This window comes from Kribbella sp. NPDC004138, assembly GCF_053603655.1.
Window position 1 is genome coordinate 104,231 of sequence record NZ_JBSGFZ010000030.1, and the last position, 23,565, is coordinate 127,795.

General features: G+C 70.8%; 22 protein-coding genes. 17 read left to right on the forward strand and 5 right to left on the reverse strand.

Annotated elements, in window-relative coordinates; translation table 11 throughout:
• The first annotated feature begins 59 nt into the window (after positions 1 to 59).
• The 4 genes from ACWEOO_RS35010 to ACWEOO_RS35025 are packed head-to-tail and all read left to right on the forward strand — an operon-like array spanning position 60 to position 4,217.
• The gene (locus ACWEOO_RS35010; RefSeq protein WP_452146708.1) at positions 60 to 689 is read left to right on the forward strand and encodes a chemotaxis protein CheB; all 630 of its coding nucleotides are present in this window, start codon (positions 60 to 62) and stop codon (positions 687 to 689) included.
• Positions 689 to 2,560: a CheR family methyltransferase gene (locus ACWEOO_RS35015; protein WP_452146709.1), complete on the forward strand. Its 1,872-nt coding sequence runs from the start codon at positions 689 to 691 to the stop codon at positions 2,558 to 2,560. The genes ACWEOO_RS35010 and ACWEOO_RS35015 overlap by 1 nt, the downstream gene beginning before the upstream one ends.
• A gap of 12 nt (positions 2,561 to 2,572) precedes the next feature.
• Positions 2,573 to 3,502, forward strand: coding sequence for an ANTAR domain-containing protein (locus ACWEOO_RS35020; protein WP_452146710.1), 930 nt, complete (start codon positions 2,573 to 2,575; stop codon positions 3,500 to 3,502).
• Positions 3,495 to 4,217: a GAF and ANTAR domain-containing protein gene (locus ACWEOO_RS35025; protein WP_452146711.1), complete on the forward strand. Its 723-nt coding sequence runs from the start codon at positions 3,495 to 3,497 to the stop codon at positions 4,215 to 4,217. The genes ACWEOO_RS35020 and ACWEOO_RS35025 overlap by 8 nt, the downstream gene beginning before the upstream one ends.
• 160 nt (positions 4,218 to 4,377) lie before the next feature.
• Here ACWEOO_RS35025 and ACWEOO_RS35030 read toward each other — a convergent pair whose 3' ends face one another.
• Positions 4,378 to 4,596 carry a hypothetical protein gene (locus ACWEOO_RS35030; protein ID WP_452146712.1) on the reverse strand — a complete coding sequence of 73 codons (219 nt, stop codon included), beginning with the start codon at positions 4,594 to 4,596 and terminating at the stop codon, positions 4,378 to 4,380.
• A gap of 5 nt (positions 4,597 to 4,601) precedes the next feature.
• On the reverse strand, positions 4,602 to 4,928 hold the full coding sequence (locus tag ACWEOO_RS35035) for a hypothetical protein (protein WP_359928813.1): 327 nt from the start codon (positions 4,926 to 4,928) through the stop codon (positions 4,602 to 4,604).
• A 325-nt stretch (positions 4,929 to 5,253) separates the two neighbouring features.
• On the opposite strand from ACWEOO_RS35035, the gene ACWEOO_RS35040 reads away from it, so the two are divergent.
• Positions 5,254 to 5,538: a hypothetical protein gene (locus ACWEOO_RS35040; RefSeq protein WP_452146713.1), complete on the forward strand. Its 285-nt coding sequence runs from the start codon at positions 5,254 to 5,256 to the stop codon at positions 5,536 to 5,538.
• A gap of 10 nt (positions 5,539 to 5,548) precedes the next feature.
• Here the strand turns inward: ACWEOO_RS35040 and ACWEOO_RS35045 are convergent, their stop codons facing one another.
• The gene (locus tag ACWEOO_RS35045) at positions 5,549 to 6,250 is read right to left on the reverse strand and encodes a CBS domain-containing protein (RefSeq protein ID WP_452146714.1); all 702 of its coding nucleotides are present in this window, start codon (positions 6,248 to 6,250) and stop codon (positions 5,549 to 5,551) included.
• A gap of 16 nt (positions 6,251 to 6,266) precedes the next feature.
• Positions 6,267 to 6,851 carry a hypothetical protein gene (locus ACWEOO_RS35050; protein WP_452146715.1) on the reverse strand — a complete coding sequence of 195 codons (585 nt, stop codon included), beginning with the start codon at positions 6,849 to 6,851 and terminating at the stop codon, positions 6,267 to 6,269.
• A gap of 165 nt (positions 6,852 to 7,016) precedes the next feature.
• Between ACWEOO_RS35050 and ACWEOO_RS35055 the strand changes: the two genes are divergently transcribed.
• The 4 genes from ACWEOO_RS35055 to ACWEOO_RS35070 all read left to right on the forward strand — a co-directional run bounded on the left by ACWEOO_RS35055 (position 7,017) and on the right by ACWEOO_RS35070 (position 10,687).
• Complete coding sequence (locus tag ACWEOO_RS35055) at positions 7,017 to 7,463, forward strand: pyridoxamine 5'-phosphate oxidase family protein (protein ID WP_355691102.1); 447 nt, start codon at positions 7,017 to 7,019, stop codon at positions 7,461 to 7,463.
• A gap of 47 nt (positions 7,464 to 7,510) precedes the next feature.
• Positions 7,511 to 9,256: a GAF domain-containing protein gene (locus tag ACWEOO_RS35060; protein WP_452146716.1), complete on the forward strand. Its 1,746-nt coding sequence runs from the start codon at positions 7,511 to 7,513 to the stop codon at positions 9,254 to 9,256.
• A 106-nt stretch (positions 9,257 to 9,362) separates the two neighbouring features.
• Positions 9,363 to 10,337, forward strand: a complete 975-nt coding sequence (locus tag ACWEOO_RS35065; protein WP_452146717.1) for an Acg family FMN-binding oxidoreductase — start codon at positions 9,363 to 9,365, stop codon at positions 10,335 to 10,337.
• The gene (locus ACWEOO_RS35070) at positions 10,334 to 10,687 is read left to right on the forward strand and encodes a hypothetical protein (RefSeq protein WP_452146718.1); all 354 of its coding nucleotides are present in this window, start codon (positions 10,334 to 10,336) and stop codon (positions 10,685 to 10,687) included. Before ACWEOO_RS35065 ends, ACWEOO_RS35070 begins: the two co-directional genes overlap by 4 nt.
• A gap of 30 nt (positions 10,688 to 10,717) precedes the next feature.
• Here ACWEOO_RS35070 and ACWEOO_RS35075 read toward each other — a convergent pair whose 3' ends face one another.
• The gene (locus ACWEOO_RS35075; RefSeq protein WP_452146719.1) at positions 10,718 to 13,405 is read right to left on the reverse strand and encodes a bifunctional acetate--CoA ligase family protein/GNAT family N-acetyltransferase; all 2,688 of its coding nucleotides are present in this window, start codon (positions 13,403 to 13,405) and stop codon (positions 10,718 to 10,720) included.
• 128 nt (positions 13,406 to 13,533) lie between these two features.
• On the opposite strand from ACWEOO_RS35075, the gene ACWEOO_RS35080 reads away from it, so the two are divergent.
• The 8 genes from ACWEOO_RS35080 (at position 13,534) to ACWEOO_RS35115 (ending at position 23,565) form a co-directional block, all read left to right on the forward strand.
• A complete protein-coding gene (locus ACWEOO_RS35080; RefSeq protein ID WP_452146720.1) occupies positions 13,534 to 14,934 on the forward strand; it encodes a cytochrome ubiquinol oxidase subunit I in 1,401 nt (466 codons plus the stop codon).
• A 10-nt stretch (positions 14,935 to 14,944) separates the two neighbouring features.
• Positions 14,945 to 15,952 carry a cytochrome d ubiquinol oxidase subunit II gene (gene cydB / locus ACWEOO_RS35085; protein ID WP_452146721.1) on the forward strand — a complete coding sequence of 336 codons (1,008 nt, stop codon included), beginning with the start codon at positions 14,945 to 14,947 and terminating at the stop codon, positions 15,950 to 15,952.
• Positions 15,952 to 17,580: a thiol reductant ABC exporter subunit CydD gene (gene cydD, locus ACWEOO_RS35090; protein ID WP_452146722.1), complete on the forward strand. Its 1,629-nt coding sequence runs from the start codon at positions 15,952 to 15,954 to the stop codon at positions 17,578 to 17,580. Before cydB ends, cydD begins: the two co-directional genes overlap by 1 nt.
• Entirely contained in the window at positions 17,577 to 19,349 is a 1,773-nt protein-coding gene (cydC, locus tag ACWEOO_RS35095) for a thiol reductant ABC exporter subunit CydC (RefSeq protein ID WP_452146723.1), read from the forward strand. Before cydD ends, cydC begins: the two co-directional genes overlap by 4 nt.
• Positions 19,277 to 21,601 carry a phosphoketolase family protein gene (locus ACWEOO_RS35100; protein WP_452146735.1) on the forward strand — a complete coding sequence of 775 codons (2,325 nt, stop codon included), beginning with the start codon at positions 19,277 to 19,279 and terminating at the stop codon, positions 21,599 to 21,601. Before cydC ends, ACWEOO_RS35100 begins: the two co-directional genes overlap by 73 nt.
• Entirely contained in the window at positions 21,598 to 22,419 is an 822-nt protein-coding gene (locus ACWEOO_RS35105; RefSeq protein WP_452146724.1) for a universal stress protein, read from the forward strand. The genes ACWEOO_RS35100 and ACWEOO_RS35105 overlap by 4 nt, the downstream gene beginning before the upstream one ends.
• Before the next feature lie 69 nt (positions 22,420 to 22,488).
• Complete coding sequence (locus tag ACWEOO_RS35110) at positions 22,489 to 23,067, forward strand: flavodoxin domain-containing protein (RefSeq protein WP_452146725.1); 579 nt, start codon at positions 22,489 to 22,491, stop codon at positions 23,065 to 23,067.
• 123 nt (positions 23,068 to 23,190) lie between these two features.
• On the forward strand, positions 23,191 to 23,565 hold the full coding sequence (locus tag ACWEOO_RS35115; RefSeq protein ID WP_359928841.1) for a VOC family protein: 375 nt from the start codon (positions 23,191 to 23,193) through the stop codon (positions 23,563 to 23,565).

Sequence of the window (23,565 nt, forward strand, 5' to 3'; positions counted from 1 at the left end):
TGTTTCCGCGACCGCCGACCACCCCGGATCCGCTAGGCTCAGAAGGTGTTCCCCAGTTGTTGTCGCACGAGCTCATGAACCAGTCGCCGGAGCCCCCGCCGAGGGAGCACAGTGATCCGTTCGACATCGTCGCGATCGGGTCGTCCGCCGGCGGCATCCGCGCTCTGGGCCTGGTGCTCGGCGCGCTCCCGGCGCGCCTCTCGGTGCCGGTGGTGATCGTCCAGCATCTCGACCCGCGCCACGAGACCGTGATCGCCGATGTGCTCGGGCGGCGCACTGCACTCGAGGTCAAGCTGGCCGAGGCGGGTGAGCAGGCACGGCCGGGGACCGTGTACGTGGCGCCTCCCAATCGGCACCTGCTCGTCGGCGGCAACGGCGAGCTCACGTTGTCGAGCAGCGAACTGGTGCACTTCGTGCGGCCGTCCGCCGATCTGCTGTTCGAGTCGGTGGCCGGGGCTTACGGTGCGCGGGCGATAGCCTGCCTCCTGACAGGATCCGGCAGCGACGGGGCGATGGGGGTGAGTGCGGTCAAGTCACGGGGCGGCACGGTGATCGTCGAAGATCCGGAGTCGGCGGAGTTCCGGGGCATGCCGGACGCGGCGGTCGGCACCGGATCGGTCGACTTCGTTCTGCCGCTGGACGAGATCGCGGGCGTCATCGTCGCCCTGGTCGACGCGAGGAGCGTGTGATGCCGGACGACACCGACGACGGTGTGAACCCCGACCTGGAGCAGTTGCTCGCCTTCATCCGGGACGCGCGCGGCTTCGATTTCACCGGCTACAAGCGGACCTCGCTGGCCCGCCGGGTCCGCAAGCGCATGCACGACGTCGGGATCTCGCAGTACCTGGACTACCGCGATCTGCTGGAGACGAGTGCGGACGAGTTCGGGTTCCTGTTCAACACGATCCTGATCAACGTCACCAGCTTCTTCCGCGACACCGAGAGCTGGTCCTATCTGCAGCAGGAGATCATTCCCGAGCTGCTGGGCAGCGCCGACGCCGACCAGGAGATCCGGATCTGGAGCGCCGGCTGCTCCAGCGGCGAGGAGGCGTACTCGCTGGCCATCATGTTCGCGCAGGCGCTGGGCATCGAGGAGTGCGCCCGGCGGGTCAAGATCTACGGTACCGACGTGGACGAGGAGGCGCTGCGCGAGGCCCGCACCGGCGCCTACTCCGAGAAGGCACTCGAGGCGATTCCCGAGGACCTGCGCGAGCTGTACTTCGAGCAGAGCGGATCGCGTCTGGTCTTCCGGTCGGACCTGCGCCGCAGGGTCATCTTCGGCCGCCACGACATCACCCGGGACGCCCCGATCTCCCGGCTGCACCTGCTGGTGTGCCGCAACACGCTGATGTACTTCAACGTGGAAGCACAGTCGCAGATCATCGACCGGTTCCATTTCGCCCTGCGCCCGGAGGGCTACCTGTTCCTCGGCAAGGCCGAGATGCTGCTGTCCGACGGCGAGCGGTTCGACGTTGTCAACATGCGTCAGCGGGTCTTCCGCCGGCGGGCAGGCCGGGCCGAGCCGCCGCACCAGCCCAACCCGCTGAAGCTGACCGCGCCGACGGGTGGCGAGCGACGGGACGCGGCCCGCAGGCGGCAGTTGCGCGACCTGGTCCTGGAAACGGCCCCGGACGCGATGATCGCGCTCGATCTCGACGGCGCGATCACCCAGGTGAACAGTCAGGCCAGAGCACAGTTCGGGCTCACCTCCCAAGACGTCGGGCGGCCACTGCGCGACCTCGAGGTCTCCTATCGGCCGACCGAGCTGCGCTCGCTGATCGAGCAGGCGCACTCCGAGCGCCGTACCGTCCGGGTGAACGGCGTGGAACGCCGGTTGTCCGCCCAGGACGTGCAGTACCTCGACATCATCGTCCAGCCGCTGACCGCCGACGACGGCATGGTCGTCGGATCGTCGCTGGCGTTCCTCGACACCACCACGCTCACCCGGCTGCAGCTGGAGGTGAAACGCAACCGGGAGGATCTGGAGACCGCCTACGAGGAGCTTCAGTCCACGAACGAGGAACTGGAGACCACCAACGAAGAACTCCAGTCCAGCATCGAGGAGCTGGAGACCACCAACGAAGAACTCCAGTCCACGAACGAGGAACTGGAGACCACCAACGAAGAACTCCAGTCGGGCAACGAAGAGCTCGAGACGATGAACGAGGAGATCCGGATCCGCAGTACCGAGCTCGACGAGGCCCGGACCTTCCTCGAGGGTGTGCTCGCGAGCGTGGCCGCCGGGGTGGTGGTGCTCGACGGAGAGCTCAAGGTGCGCAGCTGGAACCGCGGCGCGGAGGAACTCTGGGGACTGCGCAGCGACGAGGTCCAGCGGCAGGCGTTCTTCCAGCTCGACTTCGGGCTGCCGACCGACGCCCTCGTGGAGGTCGTGCAAGGCTGCCTCACGTCCGGCCGCCGGACGGATCCGGTCGACCTGATCGCCGTGAACCGCCGGGGCCGCAGGATCAAGTGCTCCGTGATCTGTTCACCGCTGGACAGTCAGGCAGACGGCGTGGTGCTGCTGATGGAAGACCTCCAGGAAGCCGGGAAACAGGACTAGAATCGCACTGTGATGAGTGGGCTGTCCGCCTGGATCGGAGCCGCTCGGGAGCAGGCCGAGCGCGAGCGCACCCGAGCGGATCGTGCCGCCGCGATCGCCCGTCGGCACGAAGAGCTCGTGACCACCGGACCGGACGCGATGCGTGCTGTCCACGAGCGGCTGGGCCGCATCCACCGCCGCAGCGAAGACCGCCATCTGACGGCTGCCAAACTGCACGATGCGCACATCCGCAGGCTCGGCCGATGGATCTCGCCGGACGCCCTGGAGGCCGAGCGTCCGCGGCTGATCTCCGCGGTCGCGGAGCTGCTCGGGACCCGGAGTGCCGGGATCACGCTGCTGAACTCGCGGCAGATCGAGGTCTCGGTGACCTCTTCCGACCCGCTCGCGGCGGCCGCCCAGGACCTGGAGCTGACGCTCGGGGAAGGACCGGTGCACGATTCCACGTCCAGCGGCCTGCCGGTGGCTGTGGCCGCGCAGTCACTGCAGCATCGCTGGCAGTACTACTCGCCCGCGATCGCCGCCCTCGGCGTGCGCTCGCTCGCGGTCGTTCCGCTCGGGCCGCCGGAGCGGTGCATCGGCGCGCTCGCGGTCTTCGATCCGCCCGGGCCGCCGTCCGCGGAGCCGCTGGTCGGCGAGCTCGAGGAGTTCGCCGACGCACTGACCCATACGATGCTCCTGACCGAGGAGTGTCTCGCCCGGCTGCTCGAGGAGGGAGAGACCGCCGGCGCCGCGAACGTACTCGACTCGCCCAACCACCGGCTGGTCCTCCATCAGGCCGTCGGGATGGTCGCCGCTCAGTGCGACTGCAGCGTCGACGACGCGCTGATCCTGATCCGGGCCCGGGCCTTCGCACACGACGAACAGGTCACCGACGTGGCCCGGCGGGTCGTCGAGAAGCGCCTGCGGCTGGACGTGCAGGAGGGGAGAATCCCCGATGAGTGAAGCCGAGTACGCCGCGTGTGTCACGGTGCACGACCTGGTCGCCCGCTTCGTGACGGACGACAATCTGGTCGACGCCCTCGCCTGGCTCACGGCGCGGTGCGCGGAATCGCCCGGTGTGACGGCCTCTGCGCTGATGCTCGCCGACCGCGACGGCGCCCTCGACGTCGTCGCAGCGTCGTCCGCCGCGGCACGCCGCCTGCAGGAGCTGGAGTCCCGGGTCGCCGAAGGACCCGCTCATGACAGTTACGGCAGTGGCTCGCGGGTGGACTGCCCCGATCTGACTGATGCCGACACCCGGTGGCCCCGCTTCACGCCCGCGGCCCGGCGCAGGGGCATCCGGGCGGTGCACGCCTTCCCGATGCCCTTGCCGGGGCGGACCATCGGGTCCCTGACGATGTTCCTGAGCAAGCCCGGCGCGCTCTCCGAGGGCTCGCTCGAGGCCGGGCAGATGCTGGCGAGCACAGCCGCGCTGGGCGTGGAGGCGCACCACTCGACCCAGCACGAGACCCGCGCCGACCAGTTGCAGGGGGCCCTGGACAGCAGGGTGCTGATCGAACAGGCGAAAGGGCTCCTCGCCGAGCGGCTCGGCCTCAGCCTCGACGACGCCTTCACGGTGCTGCGGCAGTACGCGCGCAACAACGGACGCCGCCTCGCCGACGTCGCGGCCTCCGTACTCGACGGCACGCTGGCCCTCACCGCGACCCGCCCCCGATAGTCCCGCGCAGCCGAGCCCCCGTTCCGCTGCACCTGCGCCGTTGCCGTGCAGCGGAACGGAAGCCGACCTCGCCGGGCTCCCCTCCGTTGCCGGACGAGGAGAGGAGCCTCGTCCGGCGACCCGGCGTACCCGCACGCTCAGTGCGGAGTTCAGTGGGACATCACCCGCTCCCGTCGGCAGCGCGTTGGTCCAGCTCGCGTTGCAGGCGCTGCCGGTAGATCTGGAGCCGGATGTTGAGGACCCTCGGCCCGCCCTGCTGCGGCGACCATCGCTCGTCGATCTCCGCGTCCAGCGACGCCAGTGCGGCCGTCAGCTCTTCGGTCCGCCACGCGTCGAAGCGGGTCGAGTGCGCCAGCCGGTCCAGGTACACCGAGGTCATCGTGCTCACCCCTGCCCGTCGTCGCGCCGGCCGGCAGCCAGGTCGAGAGCCAGGTTGAGGGTGGCGATCGCTCGCGCCTGGCGAACGGTGCTGCGATGCCGGGTGACGCTGCGCAGCTGGGCGTGCGCACGCCGGAGGACGGCCGGGTCCGGGATCCGCTCGACCAGCTCGGCGGCTGCCGACGCAGGCATCCAGTCCGGATCCACGACCGATCTCAGAACCCAGACGACGACCCATTGCGGCGACCGGGCCGGGACCATTCGACGGCGCGTCCCGCCGAGCGGGAACGCGGCATTCGCGGGAAGCAGCGATCGATCGGACGAAACGAACATAGGACCCCCTGTGCACGCAGCAGGTGCCGGGTCCGGGGCCCCTAGATAGGGCCTGACAGTACCACCTCGCACTGGGCCCGAACAGGCTGTGAATGTTGCCTGCGCCCGTCGTTCGCCGCCTCCGATCACCAACGAACACAGGCGAACACGGGCACTCTCAGGCGATCTCAGGCGATCACGGAGGTCGGGACCGATGCCCGGCGATCTCGGGACTTTCGGCCCACCGCCCGGCGGCGACGATGTTGCAGAGTGCTGGTGAGACCCCGTCGATCCCCTCTGGCCCGGTCTGGGGCTGTGTCAGAACTCCGATTTGGAGACCAGCCCCATGACCACGCACGAAGCCGCCGCCCCTGAGGACGGCACCGAATTGCACGCGGATGTCGAGACGTACTACGAGAACGGCGCATGGCACACCCGCCGCTGTGATTCACCGGAGCCGTTCGCGTCCGGCCCCAGCCGGGTTCGGCTGATCGCCATCGGCGTCGAGGTGGCCCGCTGGAACGGGCTGTGCCACATCATCCGCGACATCGACGGCACCGTCGCCGAGGTGAACCGGTACGCCACCGGCCCGTATCCGAGCCGCTCCCCCGTTCCGACCGGGCGCTCCTGAGTCTGACGCGTCAGGGGCGGCTTCGGTGCTCCGGTGAGGGCGTGATGCCCGGCGTCGACTCGGTGTCGTCGTACGCCCACCTGAGCTCGTTGTCGAGGCCGACCACGCCGTCGACCTCGGCCGTCAGTTTCCCGGCGAGCTCGGCGGTGCTGCGCCGGTCGACCTGGCCGGACAGTGTCACGACTCCGTCCCGGACGGCGAGCTCGATGCCGGACGCGTCGTCACCGAGGGTGGTGACGACGACCTCCCGCCGGACCCGCTGCAACAGGTGGTCGTCGGGCTCGAGGAAGATCTTCAGCAGGTCGGACCTGGTCACGATCCCGGTCAGCACCTCACCGTCGGTCACCACCAGCCGGGTGATGCCCCGCGCCGCCATCAACTTGGCCGCCTCGGGAATCGTCGCGGTCTGATCGATCGTCACCGCCGGACGCGACATCAGCTCGGCGACCCGCAGACCGGTCGCCCGCGAACGGGCCTTGCGCTGCCGCCGGCGCAGCGCCCAGGAACGTCGGCGCGAGCCCTGGAACTCCTCCTTGCGGACCAGATCCGTCTCCGAGACCACGCCGCCGACGCCGCCGTAGGCGTTGATCACCGGCACGGCGGTGATGTGGTGCGCGGCCAGCACACCGACGACTTCCTTGTACGGCGTGTCCTCGGTCACCGTGACGACCTCGCGGGTCATCACCTCGGACACCTTCATCGGCTGCGTCATCGCTCCTCCAACGCACTCAGTCCGGATGGATCGAGGTGCCCATGCCGGCCTGGCGAATGAGGTCGGACACCAGGTCCTGGGCCTGCCCGATCGTGGTCTCGAGCGTCTTCAGGCCGTCGTCGGGCCGGCCGGCCTCCAGCGCCCACCGGGCCGCCGCCATGCCTTGGACCAGCGAGTCGTTGATCTCGATCGCCTCGCGGTACAGCAACGCGCCGGACTCCAGCTTGCGCCGCTCGGCCTCGGCCCGGCGGAGCCGGTCCGACGCGTCGCCGAGCAGGAACCCGAGCAGCAGCTCAGGCAGGCAGCGAGCGATCCAGCCCACCGGACCCAGGTCCGTGCCGGTCGCCAGAACCCAGGTCACCACCATCAGCACAGCCAGCGCGCCCGCGGCAACGCCGGCGCGCAGCCCGAACGCGACCGCGATCAGAGCGACCGGAAGGGTGAACAGCAGCATTGTCGCGTCAACGGCATCGCCGTCGATCAGCCGTACGACCCACACGGAGGCGAACAGCATCCCCGCGACGACCAGTGCCGCCGCCGGGTGCTGCCGGAACCACGGCTCCCGGGCCCATGCTGTCGATCCGCTGCCGAAAACGCTCATTTGCCCAGCGTGCGCCGCACCTGCCGCGAGCGCACGGGCCGAAGGTCACCTGCCGCGGTGACAACCTCCCGGCCGCGAGGTCCCGATGGTCCGGGACCTTCGGCCCTACTCCACACCGCCTGGTTCTCGCGAGAGTTGCTGCAGGCAGCCAGGAAAGGCACTCCGATGACCCTCACCCACCACTTCGATCACTCACGGCTCGAGATCGTCGACCGGGCCGAGTGCCTGCGGCTGCTGCAGTCCGTGCCGATCGGACGTCTGGTCTACACCTCCGGCGGCCTGCCCGCTGTCCGGCTGGTCAACTTCCTCCTCGACGCGGACACCGTCGTGTTCAACTCGGGTCGCGGCGACAAGTTCCGGGCCGCGGAACGAGGCGACGTGGTGGCCTTCGAGGCGGACGAGGTGGACCTCGAGCGGCACGTCGGCTGGACGGTGACCGCGATCGGTCACCTGTCCGTGGTCAGCGACGACGAGGCCGCCGAACTGCGACGCACCCTGCCGGTGCGTTCGTGGCTGCCGATGGAGGACCCGCGACTGGTCCGGGTCGGCGTCGAATCGGTGCACGGGAGGCGTCTCGTGCCCTGGGGGAAGCGGCCGCGCGACGGGGCCTAGACCGCAAAGTGCTTCCTATTGCCCGAACCATTCCCTAGGCTGAGCGGGTGGTGGGCGACTCGCAGGCAGGACGAGGAACCTGGGACGAGGGGGCGCTGGAGTACGCCGGGTTGTCGCGGGTACGTCTGGATGCGCTGTTGCAGGAGCTCCTCGGCCGGGTCGACGAGATCATGGAGTACCAGGAACGCCTGCGCGCGCTCCTCGACGCGGTCGTCGGCATCGGCGCGGATCTCGACCTGAACAGCACCCTGGACCGCATCGTCACCGCCGCCTGTGAGCTCGCCAACGCCCGGTACGGCGCACTCGGTGTCGTCGGGCCGGACGGCAGGCGACTGGTCCGGTTCATCACGCACGGCGTCACCGACGAAGAGATCGCCGCGATCGGCCCGTATCCCGAGGGCCACGGCATCCTCGGCCTGCTCATCGAGCACCCGGAGCCGATCCGGATGCACGATCTCGCCGAACACCCGCGCTCGTACGGCTTCCCGTCGAATCACCCGCCGATGAAGAGCTTCCTCGGCGTCCCGATCCGGACCCGGGAACATGCCTACGGCAACCTGTACCTGACCGAGAAGAACGACGGCGCCGACTTCACCGAGGACGACGAGCGCACGGTCACCGCGCTCGCCGCGGCCGCCGGTGTGGTGATCGACAACGCCCGCCTGTACGCCGACACCGAGCAACGCCGGCGCTGGCACGAGGTGAACGCCGAGATCACCCAGCTGATGCTCGGCGAGTTCGACGCCGACCAGGCGCTCCAGCTGATCACCCAGCGAGCCCGCGAGATCTCCCGTGCGCAGGTGTGCGCCGTCCTGATCGCCGATCACGACGAGCTCGTCGTGCGGGCGGTGGACGGTCCGCCGGACTACGGCCGGTACGTCGGCCGCCGGCTGCCGGCCGATCTGCCCTTGCTGCGCCAGGTGGTCTCCGACGACGGGCAGGTGGTCGTGATCGAGGACCTCGCTCAGGTCCTCAAGGACGTCGGCCGCCTGACCGACTTCCCGGAGGCGGCCACGCTCGGCCGGACGACCATCGCGCCGCTGCCGGCCGGAGGTGCGGACACCGGCGGCCTGCTGGTGGTGGCACTGGAACAGGGGGCGAACAGCCGCCTGACCGAAGGCGCCGACCTGGTCCGGATGTTCGCCGGCCAGGCCACGCTGGCACTCGAGCGGGCCCAGGCACAGCACGACCGGGACATGCTCGCCGTCCTCGAGGACCGCGACCGGATCGCCCGCGACCTGCACGACCTCGTCATCCAGCGGTTGTTCGCGACCGGCCTGCAACTGCAGGGCATGCACCGGATGGCCCGCCCCGAGCATCAGGAGCGGCTCGGCCGTGCGGTCGAGGACATCGACACCACCATCCACGACCTGCGGGCCGCGATCTTCGAGCTGCAGCAGGCACCGGAGTCCAGTTCGCTGCGCAGCGACCTCCAGGCGCTCGTCTCGGAGTACGCCGAAGGGCTCGGCTTCCGTCCGCGGCTGATCTGCACCGGACCGATCGACACCGGCGTGCCGGCCTCCGTCCGGCCGCAGATCCTCGCGGTGGTGCGGGAATCGCTGTCGAACGTCGTCCGGCACGCCAACGCCCAGAATGCGCTCGTGGAGGTCACCGTCGGGAACGGCCAGGTCGTCGCGCGCGTGTCGGACGACGGCGTCGGCCTCGGCTCCAGCACCCGGCGCAGCGGTCTGCGCAACCTCACCGAGCGGGCCCAGTCCCTCGGCGGCACCGTCCGGCTCGCCGGCAACGACCCGCAAGGCACGGTCGTGGAGTTCACCGCACCCACTGACTGACGGCACCCACTGACTAACGGCCTGGCAGGTCGGGACTCTTGCCCGCAGCGCCACTCGCCTCCCACCGGCGAACCTGAAGGAGGAGAACCAGTGGGAGGAGCCTCCGGTGTCCGATCAGCTGCCGGCGAAAGCCGTCGACGTCCTGCTCGCGGCGGCCGTGGCCGCGCCGAGCATGCACAACACCCAGCCGTGGCGGTTCGAGGTCGAGGGCCACGTGATCGACGTGTACCTGGACGGCTCCCGCACACTTCCCGCCGAGGACCCGACCGGCCGGGCGATGCGGATCGCCGCCGGCGCCGCCACCTTCAACCTGCGCTGCGCGGCCGAAGGCCTCGGGTACGGCACCTGGTTCGGGCTGGCGCCGTACCCGCGGGAAGAACCCGACCTGCTTGCCCGGATCGTGCTCGAACCGACCGCCGCCCGGGACGAGGAGCTCCGCGACCTCGCCGTCCAGATCCCGTACCGGCACACCGACCGGAACCCCTCGGACGCGATCCCGCTCACCGAGGACGTCCGCGTGCGGCTGCTGCGGGCGGCGTACGCCGAGGGCGCCGAGCTGATCTGGCTGGGCGAGGACGACGTCCGCGCCGTCCTCGACCTGGTGCTCGATGCCGACCTGCGCGAGATCCACGACTGGCAGCGCCGCGCCGAACGCGCGCACTGGGTCGGCGGCCGGCGCACCGGCGACGGAGTGCCCAGCACGGCGCTCGGACCTCGCGCCGCCAGCTACCCGTCCGCCGTCCGCGACCTCGGGACGCGGCCGACCGACCGGAGCCGCGCCGAGCGGTCCTTCGAGAAGCATCCGGATCTCGCCGTCCTGTCCACCGAGTTCGACGCCCCCAGCGACCAGGTGGCGGCCGGCGCGGCGCTCGAGCGGGTGCTGCTCGCCGCGACCCGCGACGGGGTCAGCGCGTCGTTCCTCAACCAGCCGCTCGAGTACGACGACCTGCGCCGCAAGGTGCAGCGCCTCACCGGCGCCCCAGGTCATGCCCACATGATCATCCGCTTCGGCCACAGCCGCTCCCACACCGGGACCGACCGCCGCCCGGTCGCCGACTTCCTCCCGAAGGAGCAGTCATGACCACCCTGCGTCAGGAGATCGACCGGTGGGAGGCCGAGCTCAGCAACATCGCGGACTCCAGCCAGACCGACAACTGGTTCCTGGAGGAACGCCGGCTGGCCGAGGCCCAGCACACGCTGGTCGCCTTCCGCGGCCACATCCTGCCGGTCCTCGCCGGCGGGGCGGACGCGGTCGTCGTCGACGAGATCGAGCATCTGCTCGACGCCCTCGAAGACTTCCGCAACGACCTGTTCCGCACCGTGCACCCCACCGACTCGCACCGCCGGATCGCGGAGACGGTCGCCGCCCTCCGCGCGCTGGCCAACGTCGCCCTGCGGTTCGAGCAGATGCCGGCACGGCAACCGTCCTGACCTTCCTCGGCCTTCCTCGGCCCTGCCCGATCAGTCGCCGCGCATCCGGCGAGCATGCCAGTCGGGCTCGGGAACAGCCGGCGTCAGACGCATCCGTACGTCGACCGCGAACGCGCCGGCCGGACCGGCGACGAGCGGGTTGATGTCGAGCTCGGCCAGCTCCGGGATTTGCTCGGCGAGCCAGGCGATCCGGTGGATGACATCGACGACCGCGGCCTGGTCGGCGGCGTCCGCGCCGCGGTAGCCGGCCAGCAGGGGCGCACACCGCAGCGAGCGCACCATGTCGGCCGCGTCCAGGTCGGTCAGCGGCAGACCACGCCACTGGCGGTCGGCCAGCAGATCGGTGAGCGTCCCGCCGCTGCCTGCCATCACCAGCGGCCCGAACAGCTGGTCGCGCACCGCCCCGATGACGAGTTCCGTGCCGCCCGGCGCCATCGCCTGAACCACCACGTGCGGATCTCCCGCGGCAGCCGTCACATCGTCGTACGCCGCGGTCAACTGCGCCGCGTCCGCCAGGTTGATCCGCACGCCGCCGATGTCGGTCTTGTGCACGACACCCGGCGCGGCCGTCTTCAGGGCGACCGGGTACCCGGCCTGCTCCGCGGCCGCGATCGCCTCCGGGCGCGAGGAAGCGGTCAGCACCGGAATCACGGAGAGTCCGGCACGACGCAACAGCTGGTTCGCCTGGCGCGGATCCAGCCATCCGCCGTCCGGTGACTGCTCGAGGAACCGGCGCACCACACCCTGAGCGCCGGCCACGTCCACGCGCCCGAGCTCCGGTACGACGCCCTGCGGGCGGGCGCGCCACTCGGCGTACCGAACGGCGTGGGCCAGGGCGCGGACCGCGCTCTCCGGGAACGGGAACACGGGCAGTCGCCGCCCGTCGGGCAGCGCGATCTCCGGGGTGGCGTGCGGTGAACCGACGCAGTTCACGACGACCGGCAGGTCTGCCGGCGCGGCGACGGCGGCGATGGTGTCGTAGATGTCCTCGACTCGGCCGGCCCTTGTCACGGCGTAGTTCACCACGACGCTGTCGGCCTCACCGCTGTCGATGATCACCCGCAGCGCCTGAGCCAGGCTTTGCGGCGACGCGGCCGCGCCGAGGTCGACGGGGTTCCCGCTCGCCACGGCGCCGGCCTCCCCCAGCTGCCTTTGCACGGTTTCGCTCAGCTCGGGCAATTCGAGTCCGAGCCGGCCGGCGGCATCGGCCGCCAGGATCCCCGCGCCGCCCGCGTTGCCGACCACAGCGACACGGCGGCCCCGCGGCAGCGGCGGCACCGCCAGCACGCGGGCCGTCTCCACCAGCTCCTCGATGGTGTCCATCCGCAGGACGCCGGACTGCGCGAACAACGCGTCCACGGCCGTCTCCGGCGTCGCCGCCGCGGCCGTGTGCGAGGCCCCTGCCCTCCGGCCACCCGCCGATCGTCCGCCTTTCACGACCAGGATCGGCTTGGTCCGCCCGATCATCCGGGCCAGTCCGCCGAACTTGCGCGGGTTCCCGAAGGACTCCAGGTACAGCCCGATCACCGCGGTCCGCGGCTCGCCCCACCAGTGCAGCAGGACGTCGTTGCCGCTGACATCGACCTTGTTGCCGAGCGAGACGAACTCGGAGATGCCGAGCCCGGTCCGCCCGGCGTGCTCGAGCACGGCGATACCGACCGCGCCCGACTGCGCCGCGATCGCCAGCGCACCGGGCCGGGGCGCGACCTCGGCGAACGTGGCGTTCAGCCTGATCTCCGCCGCGGTGTTGACCAGGCCCAGGCAGTTCGGCCCGATCAGCCGGATGCTGTGCCGGCGGGCGACCGCGAGCATCTCGCGCTGCAGCTCGCGACCGGCCGCGCCGAGCTCGGAGAATCCGGCGGTCAGCACGACCGCGCCCCCGACACCCGCCGCGCCGCATTGCGCCAGTACATCGGTCACCTGCTCGGCCGGGACCGCGATCACCGCGAGATCGACCGTCCGGGGCACCGCCGCGATCGTCGGGTACGCCGCCACGTCGGCGATCCGCGTCGCCCGCGGGTTCACGGCGTACGCCGTCCCGGTGAAGCCGCCGGTGACGATGTTGCGCAGCACCTCGTGCCCGATACCGCCAGGCGTCCGGCCGGCGCCGATGACCGCGACCGTCCGGGGCGAGAACAGGCGCTGCAGCGAGCGGTTCTCGGCCGCCCGCTCGCGATCGGCCATCCGCTCCAAGGTCGCCGGGTGGTACGCCGTGTCGAGCACGAGCTCCACCACGCCGCTGTCGAGCCTGCGGACCTGCTCGAACCCCGAGTCGGCGAGCACCCGCAGCATCTTCGCGTTCTCCCCCAGCGTGTCGGCGCGCAGCCGCTGGATGCCGTTCTCCCGGGCGGTCGCGACCAGCTGCTCGAGCAACAGCGTCCCGATCCCCTTGCCGTGCACGGAATCCTGCAGCAGGAAGGCCATCTCGGCCTCGCCCGCCCGGAGGATCTCGTAGCTCGCGATCCCGACGACGTCCTGGCCGTACTCCGCGACCAGTGCGACGTGACCGTCCTGCTCGGCGGCGAGGTGATGGGTGTACTCGTCGGCCATCAGCCGGCTGATACCGAAGAACCGCAGGTAGATCGACAAGTCCGACACGCGGCTGTTCATCGCCTTCAGCGCCGGCTCGTCGTCCTCGCGCACCGGCCGGATCCGCACCACCGACCCGTCCGACGCCAGCACGTCCCACCCCGCGCCCGGGTGCTCCACCGCCGTCATCGCGGCTCCCTTCGACACTCCACCAGCTCACCGCGGGACCCAGGACCGGATCCAGTGCCGTTGGGTCCCGGGCCGCCGGGACCTTCGCCTCTAGGGCAGCACCGCCGGTTGCCGGGACGCTGAGGGCCATGGATGCGATCGACCTCGCCCGATGGCAGTTCGGGATCACCACCGTCTACCACTTCCTGTTCGTGCCGATCACCATCGGCCTGTCGGCGCTCGTGGCCGGTCTGCACACGGCCTGGTACCGGACCGGGAAGGTCAAGTACCGGCAGCTCACCCAGTTCTGGGGCAAGCTGTTCCTGGTCAACTTCGCGATGGGCGTCGTCACCGGCATCGTGCAGGAGTTCCAGTTCGGCATGAACTGGAGCGCCTACTCGAAGTTCGTCGGCGACATCTTCGGCGCCCCGCTGGCGATCGAGGGGCTGCTCGCCTTCTTCCTCGAGTCGACGTTCCTCGGCCTCTGGATCTTCGGCTGGGACCGGCTGCCGAAGAAGGTGCACCTGGCGTCGATCTGGCTCGTTGCCATCGGCACCCAACTGTCGGCGTACTTCATCCTGGCCGCCAACTCGTGGATGCAGTGGCCCGTCGGCTACACCTACAACCGCGCGAGCGGCCGGGCCGAGCTGCAGGACTTCGGGGCGGTGCTGACCAACAAGGTCGCGCTGGTCACCTTCCCGCACACCGTCGCCGCCTGCTTCCTGACCGGCGGCGCCTTCATGCTCGGCATCGCGCTGTGGCATCTGCTGCGCAGTGACAAGCACGGCGGGCAGGAACGCCGGGAACTGTTCCGCCCGTGCGTGAAGCTCGGCGCGATCACAGTGCTCGTCGCCGCCGCCGCGGTCTTCGTGACCGGCGACATCCAGGGCAAGATCATGACCGAGACGCAGCCGATGAAGATGGCCGCCGCCGAGGCGCTGTACGAGACGTCGCAGCCGGCCGGCTTCTCGCTGCTCACGATCGGATCGCTGGACGGCCAGCGTGAGGTGTGGTCGGTGACCGTGCCGCACGGGCTGTCGTTCCTCGCGACCGGCACCTGGAGCGGCAAGGTCGAGGGCATCAACAACCTCCAGGCCGCGTACGAGCAACGCTTCGGCCCCGGCAGCTACAAGCCCAACATCCCCGTCACCTACTGGACGTTCCGGTTGATGATCCTGTTCGGGCTGCTGTCCGCCCTGGTCGCGGTGATCGCGCTCTGGTACATCCGCAAGGACGGCCGCAAGCCGTCGCGCTGGCTCGTCCGGGCCGCGATCGCGCTGCCGCTGCTGCCGCTGGTCGCGAACAGCTTCGGCTGGATCTTCACCGAGATGGGCCGGCAGCCGTGGATCGTGTTCGGCCTGATGCAGACCCGCAACGGCGTCTCACCGACCGTCGGCGCCGGATCGGTGCTGACCTCGATGATCACCTTCACGCTGCTGTACGCCGTTCTCGCGGTGATCGAGGTCCTGCTGCTGCTCCGGTTCGCCCGGACCGTGCCGCAGACACCGCGCGCCGACGCACCCGAGCCCGACACCGCCTTCCTGTACTGAGGAGTCGACCGTGGAACTCACCGACATCTGGTTCCTGCTGATCGCGGTCCTGTGGACCGGCTACCTCGTGCTCGAGGGCTTCGACTTCGGCGTCGGCATGCTGCTGCCCGCGGTCGCCAAGGACCCCGTCGACCGCCAGGTCACCCTCCGGACCATCGGCCCGGTCTGGGACGGCAACGAGGTCTGGCTGCTGGTCGCCGGCGGCGCCACCTTCGCGGCCTTCCCGTTCTGGTACGCGAGCCTGTTCTCCGGCTTCTACCTCGCCCTGCTGGTCATCCTGGTCGCGCTCATCGTGCGCGGCATCGCCCTGGAGTACCGCAACAAGCTCCACGACGAGGCCTGGCACCGGCGCTGGGACCTCGCGATCGTGATCGGCAGCGCCGTACCCGCCCTGCTCTGGGGCGTGGCACTGGCCAACATCGTGCGCGGCGTACCGCTGAACGCGAACCACGACTTCACCGGTACGTTCTTCACGCTGCTCACCCCCTACGCACTGCTCGGCGGGCTGACCACGCTGGTCCTGTTCGCCCTGCACGGCGCGATCTTCCTCGCGCTCAAGACCCACGGTCCGGTCCGTGACCGCGCCCGCGCGCTGGTGCTGCCGCTGGGCGGCGCGACCGTACCGCTGGCCGCGCTCTTCCTGATCTGGACCCAGTCGTACGACGGCTCGTGGATCACCTGGGTGCTGGCGCTGCTGGCGGCGGTCTGTCTGCTCGGCGGCATCCTTGCGTCGCGGGCAGGACGCGACGGTCTCGGCTTCCTCGGTACGGCGGCCACCATCGTCCTCGCCGCGGCGACACTGTTCGTCACGCTCTATCCGGACGTGCTGCCCTCGACGACGAACGCGGCGTACAGCCTCACCACGACGAACGCCGCGTCCACGCCGTACACGCTGAAGATCATGACCTGGGTGGCGGTGGTGTTCACGCCGATCGTGCTGCTCTACCAGGGCTACACGTATTGGGTCTTCCGGCGGCGGCTGACCCGTGACGACATCCCCCGCGTGAAGGTCGCCTGATGCCGGCCGTCGATCGGCGATTGCTCCGGCACACCCGCAGCACCAGGGCCTTGATGCTGCTGTCGGTCGTGATCGGCACCGCGCAGGCCGTACTCATTCTGCTCCAGGCCTCTCTGCTCGCAGGAATCATCGCCGACGCCTTCCTCGGCGGGCTCGCCATCGATGGGCTCCGCGGTCCGCTGGCGGTGCTGGCAGCCACCTTGCTCGGCCGGGCCGCGCTCGCGTGGGTCGCGGAGGTGGTCGCCCAGCGGTGCTCCGCCGCGGTCAAGTCCGAGCTGCGGATGCGGTTCCTCGACAAGATCGTTGCCCTGGGCCCGCGCTGGCTCACCGGCGAGCGCAGCGGTGAGCTCACCACGCTGGCGACCCGCGGCATCGACGCCCTGGACGACTACTTCGCCCGGTACCTGCCGCAGCTCGTGCTCGTCGGCATCGTCCCGCTGGTGGTCGCGGCCCGCATGCTGGCGGCGGACTGGCTGAGCGCCGTCATCGTCGTGGTGACGCTGCCGCTGATCCCGGTCTTCATGGTCCTGGTCGGTCTCACCACCAAGGCCGCGACCGCTCGGCAATGGGAGACCATCCAGACACTCGCGCATCATTTCCTCGACGTCCTCGCCGGGATCGGCACGTTGAAGGTCTTCGGCCGGTCCCGCGCCCAGGTCGAGACGATCCGGCGGCTCGCCGACCGGCAACGACGGACGACGCTCGCCACCCTGCGGATCGCGTTCCTGTCCTCCCTCGTGCTCGAACTGGTCGCGACGCTGTCCGTCGCGCTGGTCGCGGTTTCGGTCGGGCTCCGGCTCGTGGACGGCCGCCTCGACCTCGAGACGGCACTGCTCGTCCTCATCCTCGCGCCGGAGGCCTACCTGCCGCTGCGGCTGCTCGGCACGCACTACCACGCCGGCGCCGAAGGACTCGCCGCAGCCGACCAGCTGATCACGGTGATCGAGCAGGCGACCCCGGAGCCCGGCCACGAGCCGGCCGATCCCACTGCCGGGATCACCCTCCGAGGTGTCACGGTTCAGGGTCGCGAGGAAGCTGCTGGTCCGGGCGCGCTCGACGATGTGTCGCTCGTCATCGCGCCCGGCCGGGTCACCGGCATCGTCGGGCCCAGTGGCGGCGGGAAGTCCACGCTCCTCGGCCTGCTCCTCGGGACAGTCCGGCCGGATCGCGGCCAGGTTCTTGCCGGGAGCATCGATCTCGCCGGCGCCGACCTCGAGCGCTGGCGGCAGAACGTCGCCTGGCTGAGCCAGGACCCGACCCTGTTCGCCGGAACGGTTGCCGACAACATCGAGCTGGGCGCCTCCTCGGACGAGGCCGCCGTACGACGGGCGGCGCACGCGGCGCGGGTCGACGTACCGCTGGACCTCGTGCTCGGCGAGCGGGGCGCCGGTGTCTCCGCCGGGCAGCGCCGGCGGATCGCGCTCGCCCGGGCGATCCTCCGCGACGCTCCCCTGCTGCTGCTCGACGAACCGACCGAGAGCGTCGACCCGGCCACCGAGCAGGCGCTCCTCGAATCGCTCCCGGCGGCGTTCGCGGGTCGCACCGTCGTTCTCGTCACGCACCGGCCCGCGTTGCTGGAGCTGTGCGACCACGTCGTCCAGCTCGACCGTACGGCGGTGGCGGCATGACGACGTTGCGATGGCTGGCGACCGTCGCACGCCCCGAGCTCCGGCGGCTGAGCGTCGCTGCGCTGCTCGGCGTGCTCGCGATGGCCTGTTCGATCGGGCTGATGGCGACGTCGGCTTGGCTGATCTCGCGCGCCGCCCAGCATCCGCCGGTGCTGTACCTGACCGTTGCGATCGTCGCCGTCCGCGCCTTCGGCATCGGGCGCGGCGTGCTGCGGTACGCCGAACGGCTGGTCGGGCACGACGCCGCCTTCAGGGTCCTCGGCCGGACCCGTGTCCAGGCCTGGATCGATCTCGACCGCGCCGCGCCCGCGGGCCTCGGCGGGTCCCGCGCCGGCGACCTGCTGACGCGGGTGACGCGGGACGTCGACGCGATCCAGGACCTGCTCGTCCGGGCACTGCTCCCGATCGCGATCAGCCTGCTCACCGGTATCGCCACCGTCGCGTTGCTCACCGCGCTCCTCCCGGCAGCGGGTGCGGTCCTCCTGCTCGGGCTCGTCGCGGCCGGAGTCGGCGGCCCGGCGGCCTCGCTCCTGCTGTCCGCCCGGGCCGAGCGCCGTTACGCGCCGGCCAGGGCCACACTCACCACCAGCGTCCACGAGTTGCTGACCGGCCTCGCCGACCTGACCGCGTACGGCGCGACCGACGAACGACTGCAGCGGATCCGGCAGCAGGACGCCCGCCTGACGGGCATCCTGCGGCGCTCGGCGTCGTCGGCCGGTGCCGGCGCGGCCGTCGCCAACGCGGCACTCGCCTGCACCGTCACGGCCGAGATCCTCGTCGGCGTCCCCGCCGTACGCGACGGACGACTCGCAGGCGTCCTGCTCGCCGTCCTGGTCCTCACACCGCTGGCGGCGTTCGAGCTCGTCACCCCGCTGCCCGCGGCGGCGCGCTGTCTGGTGCGTGGCCGGCAGGCGGCGGACCGGTTGCGGGCACTGAGCGATCTCCCGGCCCCATCTGTTGCCTGGGGCACCGAGAACGCCGACACCCCGACCGACGCCGCCGGCACGCTGTCGGCCCGGCAGGTCACCGTCCGCTGGCCGGGTGCCCCCGCTCCCGCGCTCAGCACGTTCGACCTCGACCTATGGCCCGGACGGCGGATCGGGCTGATCGGGCCCAGCGGTTCCGGTAAGAGCACGCTCGCTGCGACGCTGATGGGTTTCCTGACGCCCGAGTCCGGCCAGGTCACCTTCGGCGGGACGGAGCTCGCCGCGCTCGACGAGGCGTCGTACCGCCGGCAGGTCGTGCTGTGCGGTCAGGACGACCACGTCTTCGACGCCACCGTCCGCGCGAACCTGCTGATCGGCGATCCCGGCGCCACCGACGAGCAACTCCTCGACGTGCTCGACCGGGTCCGCCTCGGCCCCTGGATCCGACGCCGGCCCGACGGGCTGTCCACCACCGTCGGGGAACGCGGCACCCGCATCTCCGGCGGCGAACGCCAGCGCCTGGTGCTCGCCCGCGCGCTGCTCGCCGATCCCGCCGTGCTCGTCCTCGACGAACCCACCGCCCACCTCGACGGCCCGACCGCCGACGCCCTGATCCAGGACATCACCCACGCCACCGAGGGGCGGACCACGCTCCTCATCACCCACCGGTACCGCGATCTCGAGGCCGTCGACCAGATCGTCGACCTTGCAGAGGAGAACTCGTGCACGAACTCACTGGAAAGCCCCTGTCCGCCGAGGAAGTCGCAGACCTGGACGCCTACTGGCGCGCGGCCAACTACCTCGCCGCCGGCCAGATCTACCTACTCGGCAACCCGCTCCTGACCGAGCCGCTCCAGGCGGGACACATCAAGCCGCGGCTGCTCGGCCACTGGGGTACGACGCCCGGCCTCAACATGCTCTACACCCACCTCAACCGGGTAATCCGCCGCCGCGACCTGACCATGATGTACGTCATCGGACCCGGCCACGGCGGCCCGGCGATCGCGGCGAACACCTGGCTCGAAGGCAGCTACAGCGACACCTACCCGGACGTGTCCCGCGACGCGGCCGGCATGGCTCGCCTGTTCCGCCAGTTCTCGTTCCCCGGCGGCATCCCGAGCCACGTGGCGCCGGAGCTGCCCGGCTCGATCCACGAAGGCGGGGAGCTCGGATACTCGCTCAGCCACGCGTACGGCGCCGTACTCGACAACCCGGACCTCGTCGTCGCGTGCGTGATCGGCGACGGTGAGGCCGAGACCGGCCCGCTGGCGGCGTCGTGGCACTCGAACAAGTTCCTCGACCCGCGGACCGACGGCGCCGTCCTGCCGATCCTGCATCTCAACGGGTACAAGATCGCCAACCCGGCGGTGCTGGCGCGGATCGGCGACGACGAGCTCACCCGCCTGCTGGAGGGGTACGGCTACCGGCCGTACCTCGTCGACGGCGCGGAACCCGAGCACGTCCACCAGTCCCTCGCCCTCACCCTCGACCAGGCGCTCGACGACATCGCCGCGATCCAGGCCGAGGCGCGGACGCACGACGAGGTGGCCCGCCGTCCCTGGCCGATGATCGTGCTCCGGACGCCGAAGGGCTGGACGGGTCCGCGCGAGGTCGACGGCGTACCGGTGGAAGGGACGTGGCGGTCGCACCAGGTGCCGCTGTCCGGCGTACGGACGTCGCCGGAGCACCTGCGGATGCTGGAGGACTGGCTGCGCAGTTACCGGCCGGAGGAGCTGTTCGACGCGGACGGCAGGCCGGTGGAGCGGCTGCGCCGGCAGGTACCGCAGCCCGCGCGGCGGATGGGGTCGAGCCCGCACAGCAACGGCGGCCTGCTCCGGCGCGACCTCGATCTGCCCGACGTCGCGCGGTACGCCGTACCGGTCGAGACGCCTGGTCAGACCGACCACGAGCCGACCCGGGTGCTCGGGGACTACCTGCGGGACGTGATGCGCGCCAACCTGCCGCACCGCAATTTCCGGGTCTTCGGGCCCGATGAGACCGCATCGAACCGGCTGGACGCGCTCTACGACGTCACCGGCAAGGCCTGGAACGCCGAGGTGCTGCCGACCGACGAGCATCTCGCCGTCGACGGCCGCGTGATGGAGATCCTGAGCGAGCACACCTGCCAAGGCTGGCTCGAGGGGTACCTGCTGACCGGACGGCACGGCTGGTTCTCCTGCTACGAGGCGTTCGTGCATCTCGTCGACTCGATGGCCAACCAGCACGCGAAGTGGCTCAAGGTCACCCGTGCACTCCCCTGGCGACGGCCGCTTGCCTCACTCAACTACCTGCTGACCTCACACGTGTGGCGGCAGGACCACAACGGCTTCTCGCACCAGGACCCCGGCTTCATCGACCACGTCGTCAACAAGAAGGCTGAAGTCATCCGGGTCTACCTGCCGCCGGACACCAACACCCTGCTCGCGACGGCCGACCACTGCCTGCGCAGCAAGGACTACATCAACGTCATCGTCGCCGGGAAGCAGCCGCAGGCCGACTGGCTCGGGCCCGAAGCCGCCGCGCTGCACTGCGCCCGTGGTCTCGGAGTCTGGGAGTTCGCAAGCAACGACGACGGCACCCCCGACGTGGTGATGGCCTGCGCCGGCGACGTGCCGACGATGGAGACGCTCGCCGCCGTCGGCCTGCTGCGCGAACACCTGCCGACGCTGAAGATCCGCGTCGTCAACGTGGTCGACCTGATGCGGCTGCAGCCCGCGAGCGAACACCCGCACGGCCTGGCCGACGCCGACTTCGACGCGCTGTTCACCACGGACAAGCCAATCATCTTCGCCTACCACGGCTACCCCTGGCTGATCCATCGGCTCACCTACCGGCGGTCGAACCACGAGAACCTGCATGTGCGCGGCTACAAGGAGGAGGGCACCACGACGACGCCCTTCGACATGGTGGTGCGCAACGACCTCGACCGGTTCCACCTGGCGCTCGACGTGATCGACCGGGTACCCGGTCTCGGGCAGCGCGCCGCCGACGTCCGCCAGTGGCTGATCGACCAGCGGGCCCGGCACCACGCCTACATCCTCGAGCACGGCGAGGACCTGCCCGAGATCCGTAACTGGCACTGGAGGACGCCATGAGCACCAAGAAGGTTGTCGCCGGCATCGACGGCCGGCCCGACTCCGACAACGCGATCCGCTGGGCGGCCGCCGAAGCCGCCGCCCGCGGAGCGGCCCTGCACCTGGTGCACGCGTTCGTCTGGGCGGAGTTCCGGGGCGTCCCGCTCGGCGCGAGCGACATGGCGCCGGGACTGCGGGCGCAGGCCGACCTGATCGTCGCGGGCGCGGTCGAGCTGGCGCGGAAGTTCGAGCCCGGCCTGGAGGTCGTCGGAGAGCGCGTCGACGGCTTCCCGGCCGCCGTACTGCTGGCGGAGTCACGGCACGCCGATCTCATCGTGATCGGCAGCCGGGTCACCGGACGGCTGCTCAGGCTGATCGTCAGCTCGGCCGGTACCGAGCTGGCGGCGCGCGCACACTGCCCGGTGGTCGTCGTCCGGCCCACCGACGACGCGCTCGCCGGTAGCCGCGTCGTCATCGCGTACGACGGCTCGCGGGCCGCCGACGTCGCGGTCGACTTCGGGCTCGACTACGCGCGGCGGCGCGGGCTGCCCGCCCGCATCGTCGCGGTCCTCGAAGCGGACGAGGACGACGACCACGAGCTGCTCGCCGGGGTCCGGCAGCACGCGCTCGCCGCCGACACCGAACTCGTCGAGGTGACCGGCCATCCGTCGGAACTGCTGCTCGAGTGGTCCGCCGACGCCGAGCTGCTGGTGGTCGGATCCCGCGGTCGCGGCGGCTTCCGCGGCCTCGTGCTCGGCTCGGTGAGCCAGACCATGCTGCACCAGGCGCCCTGCCCGGTCGCGGTCATTCCGCACGCGGCGATCGAAGGTCCCGCGTAGCCGGGTCGTTCGGCACTCCCACGCAGCCGGCGTCGGCTGGTGTCCTTGGAGTGACCGAAGGAGGTCCTGATGTCCAAGAACGTACTCGTCGCGTACGCCAGCAAGTCAGGCGCGACCGCCGGCATCGCCGAGGCGATCGGGGCCGAACTGCGGGCGCACGGACACGACGTCGACGTGCTCGACGTCAACCGCGTGCAGGACCTCGCCCGGTACGACGTAGTGGTGCTGGGCAGCGCCATCTACATCCGCCGGTGGCGCAAGGAGGCAGTACGGTTCCTGCGCCACAACGTCGACGCGCTCCGCGAGCGTCAGGTGTGGCTGTTCCACAGCGGCCCGGTCGGACCCGACAAGGATCAGGAGCAGGACATGCCGCCGGCCGTCCGCCGCCTCGCGCACGAGATCGGCGCGACGCCCGCCATGACGTTCGCCGGCCGTCTCGAACCGGACACCGCCAAGGGATTCCTGGCCCGCCGCCTCGCCACCGGCAACCTCGCCGGCGACTCCCGCGACTGGGTCAAGATCCGTGCCTGGGCGAGCGACATCAGCGCCTCTATCGAAGCCACCGAACGCAGCACCTGGCACCGCCCCGCAACCAGTCATTCCCCGAATCACGCCGCCGGTCCCCCGGCCGGGCACCTCCTCGACTGACCGGAGCCGAAGCGGTCGGACCATTCGAAGCCGCAGCCGTGCGGCTCTGCGCGGGGCGGGGCCGGCGCTGGACGTGTGAGGGTGCGGCGGAGGAGAGTCAGCAGTGGGGGAAGGAGTCAGGTCATGAAGCTTCACGCCACGTGTCTCGACCATGTTGTGCTGAACGTGTCCGACGTCGATGCGAGCCGGCGGTGGTGGTCGGCGCTGACCGGCGTACACGCGACGCTGGACCATGAGGGCGAGGTGTCGTTCGTCGTCGGCGGGCAGGCGATCCGGCTTCGCGCGGGTACGCCGGCACCGCGGGGATCGATCGGCGTCTGCCTGATCGCGGACGCCTCGATCGACGCCCTGTACGAGCGCGCCGAGCAGTTGCACGCCGCCCACGGCTCGGTCCATCCACGCACGACCGCCACCGCGCCCGCGCAGGCGCTCACCCTGGAGGACCCTGACGGCTACCAGGTGGAACTCGCCACCTTCACCCCGGAAGGTCCCGGTTGA

What these genes read in the sequence shown, in the direction of transcription:
- ACWEOO_RS35015 (WP_452146709.1), top strand. Translation starts at nt 689, where the DNA reads ATGCCGGACGACACCGACGACGGTGTGAACCCCGACCTGGAGCAGTTG.
- ACWEOO_RS35045 (WP_452146714.1), bottom strand. Translation starts at nt 6,250, where the DNA reads ATGACGCAGCCGATGAAGGTGTCCGAGGTGATGACCCGCGAGGTCGTC.
- ACWEOO_RS35020 (WP_452146710.1), top strand. Translation starts at nt 2,573, where the DNA reads ATGAGTGGGCTGTCCGCCTGGATCGGAGCCGCTCGGGAGCAGGCCGAG.
- ACWEOO_RS35055 (WP_355691102.1), top strand. Translation starts at nt 7,017, where the DNA reads ATGACCCTCACCCACCACTTCGATCACTCACGGCTCGAGATCGTCGAC.
- ACWEOO_RS35075 (WP_452146719.1), bottom strand. Translation starts at nt 13,405, where the DNA reads ATGACGGCGGTGGAGCACCCGGGCGCGGGGTGGGACGTGCTGGCGTCG.
- cydC (WP_452146723.1), top strand. Translation starts at nt 17,577, where the DNA reads ATGACGACGTTGCGATGGCTGGCGACCGTCGCACGCCCCGAGCTCCGG.
- cydD (WP_452146722.1), top strand. Translation starts at nt 15,952, where the DNA reads ATGCCGGCCGTCGATCGGCGATTGCTCCGGCACACCCGCAGCACCAGG.
- ACWEOO_RS35105 (WP_452146724.1), top strand. Translation starts at nt 21,598, where the DNA reads ATGAGCACCAAGAAGGTTGTCGCCGGCATCGACGGCCGGCCCGACTCC.
- ACWEOO_RS35040 (WP_452146713.1), top strand. Translation starts at nt 5,254, where the DNA reads ATGACCACGCACGAAGCCGCCGCCCCTGAGGACGGCACCGAATTGCAC.
- ACWEOO_RS35050 (WP_452146715.1), bottom strand. Translation starts at nt 6,851, where the DNA reads ATGAGCGTTTTCGGCAGCGGATCGACAGCATGGGCCCGGGAGCCGTGG.
- ACWEOO_RS35025 (WP_452146711.1), top strand. Translation starts at nt 3,495, where the DNA reads ATGAGTGAAGCCGAGTACGCCGCGTGTGTCACGGTGCACGACCTGGTC.
- ACWEOO_RS35030 (WP_452146712.1), bottom strand. Translation starts at nt 4,596, where the DNA reads ATGACCTCGGTGTACCTGGACCGGCTGGCGCACTCGACCCGCTTCGAC.
- ACWEOO_RS35080 (WP_452146720.1), top strand. Translation starts at nt 13,534, where the DNA reads ATGGATGCGATCGACCTCGCCCGATGGCAGTTCGGGATCACCACCGTC.
- ACWEOO_RS35110 (WP_452146725.1), top strand. Translation starts at nt 22,489, where the DNA reads ATGTCCAAGAACGTACTCGTCGCGTACGCCAGCAAGTCAGGCGCGACC.
- ACWEOO_RS35115 (WP_359928841.1), top strand. Translation starts at nt 23,191, where the DNA reads ATGAAGCTTCACGCCACGTGTCTCGACCATGTTGTGCTGAACGTGTCC.
- ACWEOO_RS35035 (WP_359928813.1), bottom strand. Translation starts at nt 4,928, where the DNA reads ATGTTCGTTTCGTCCGATCGATCGCTGCTTCCCGCGAATGCCGCGTTC.
- ACWEOO_RS35070 (WP_452146718.1), top strand. Translation starts at nt 10,334, where the DNA reads ATGACCACCCTGCGTCAGGAGATCGACCGGTGGGAGGCCGAGCTCAGC.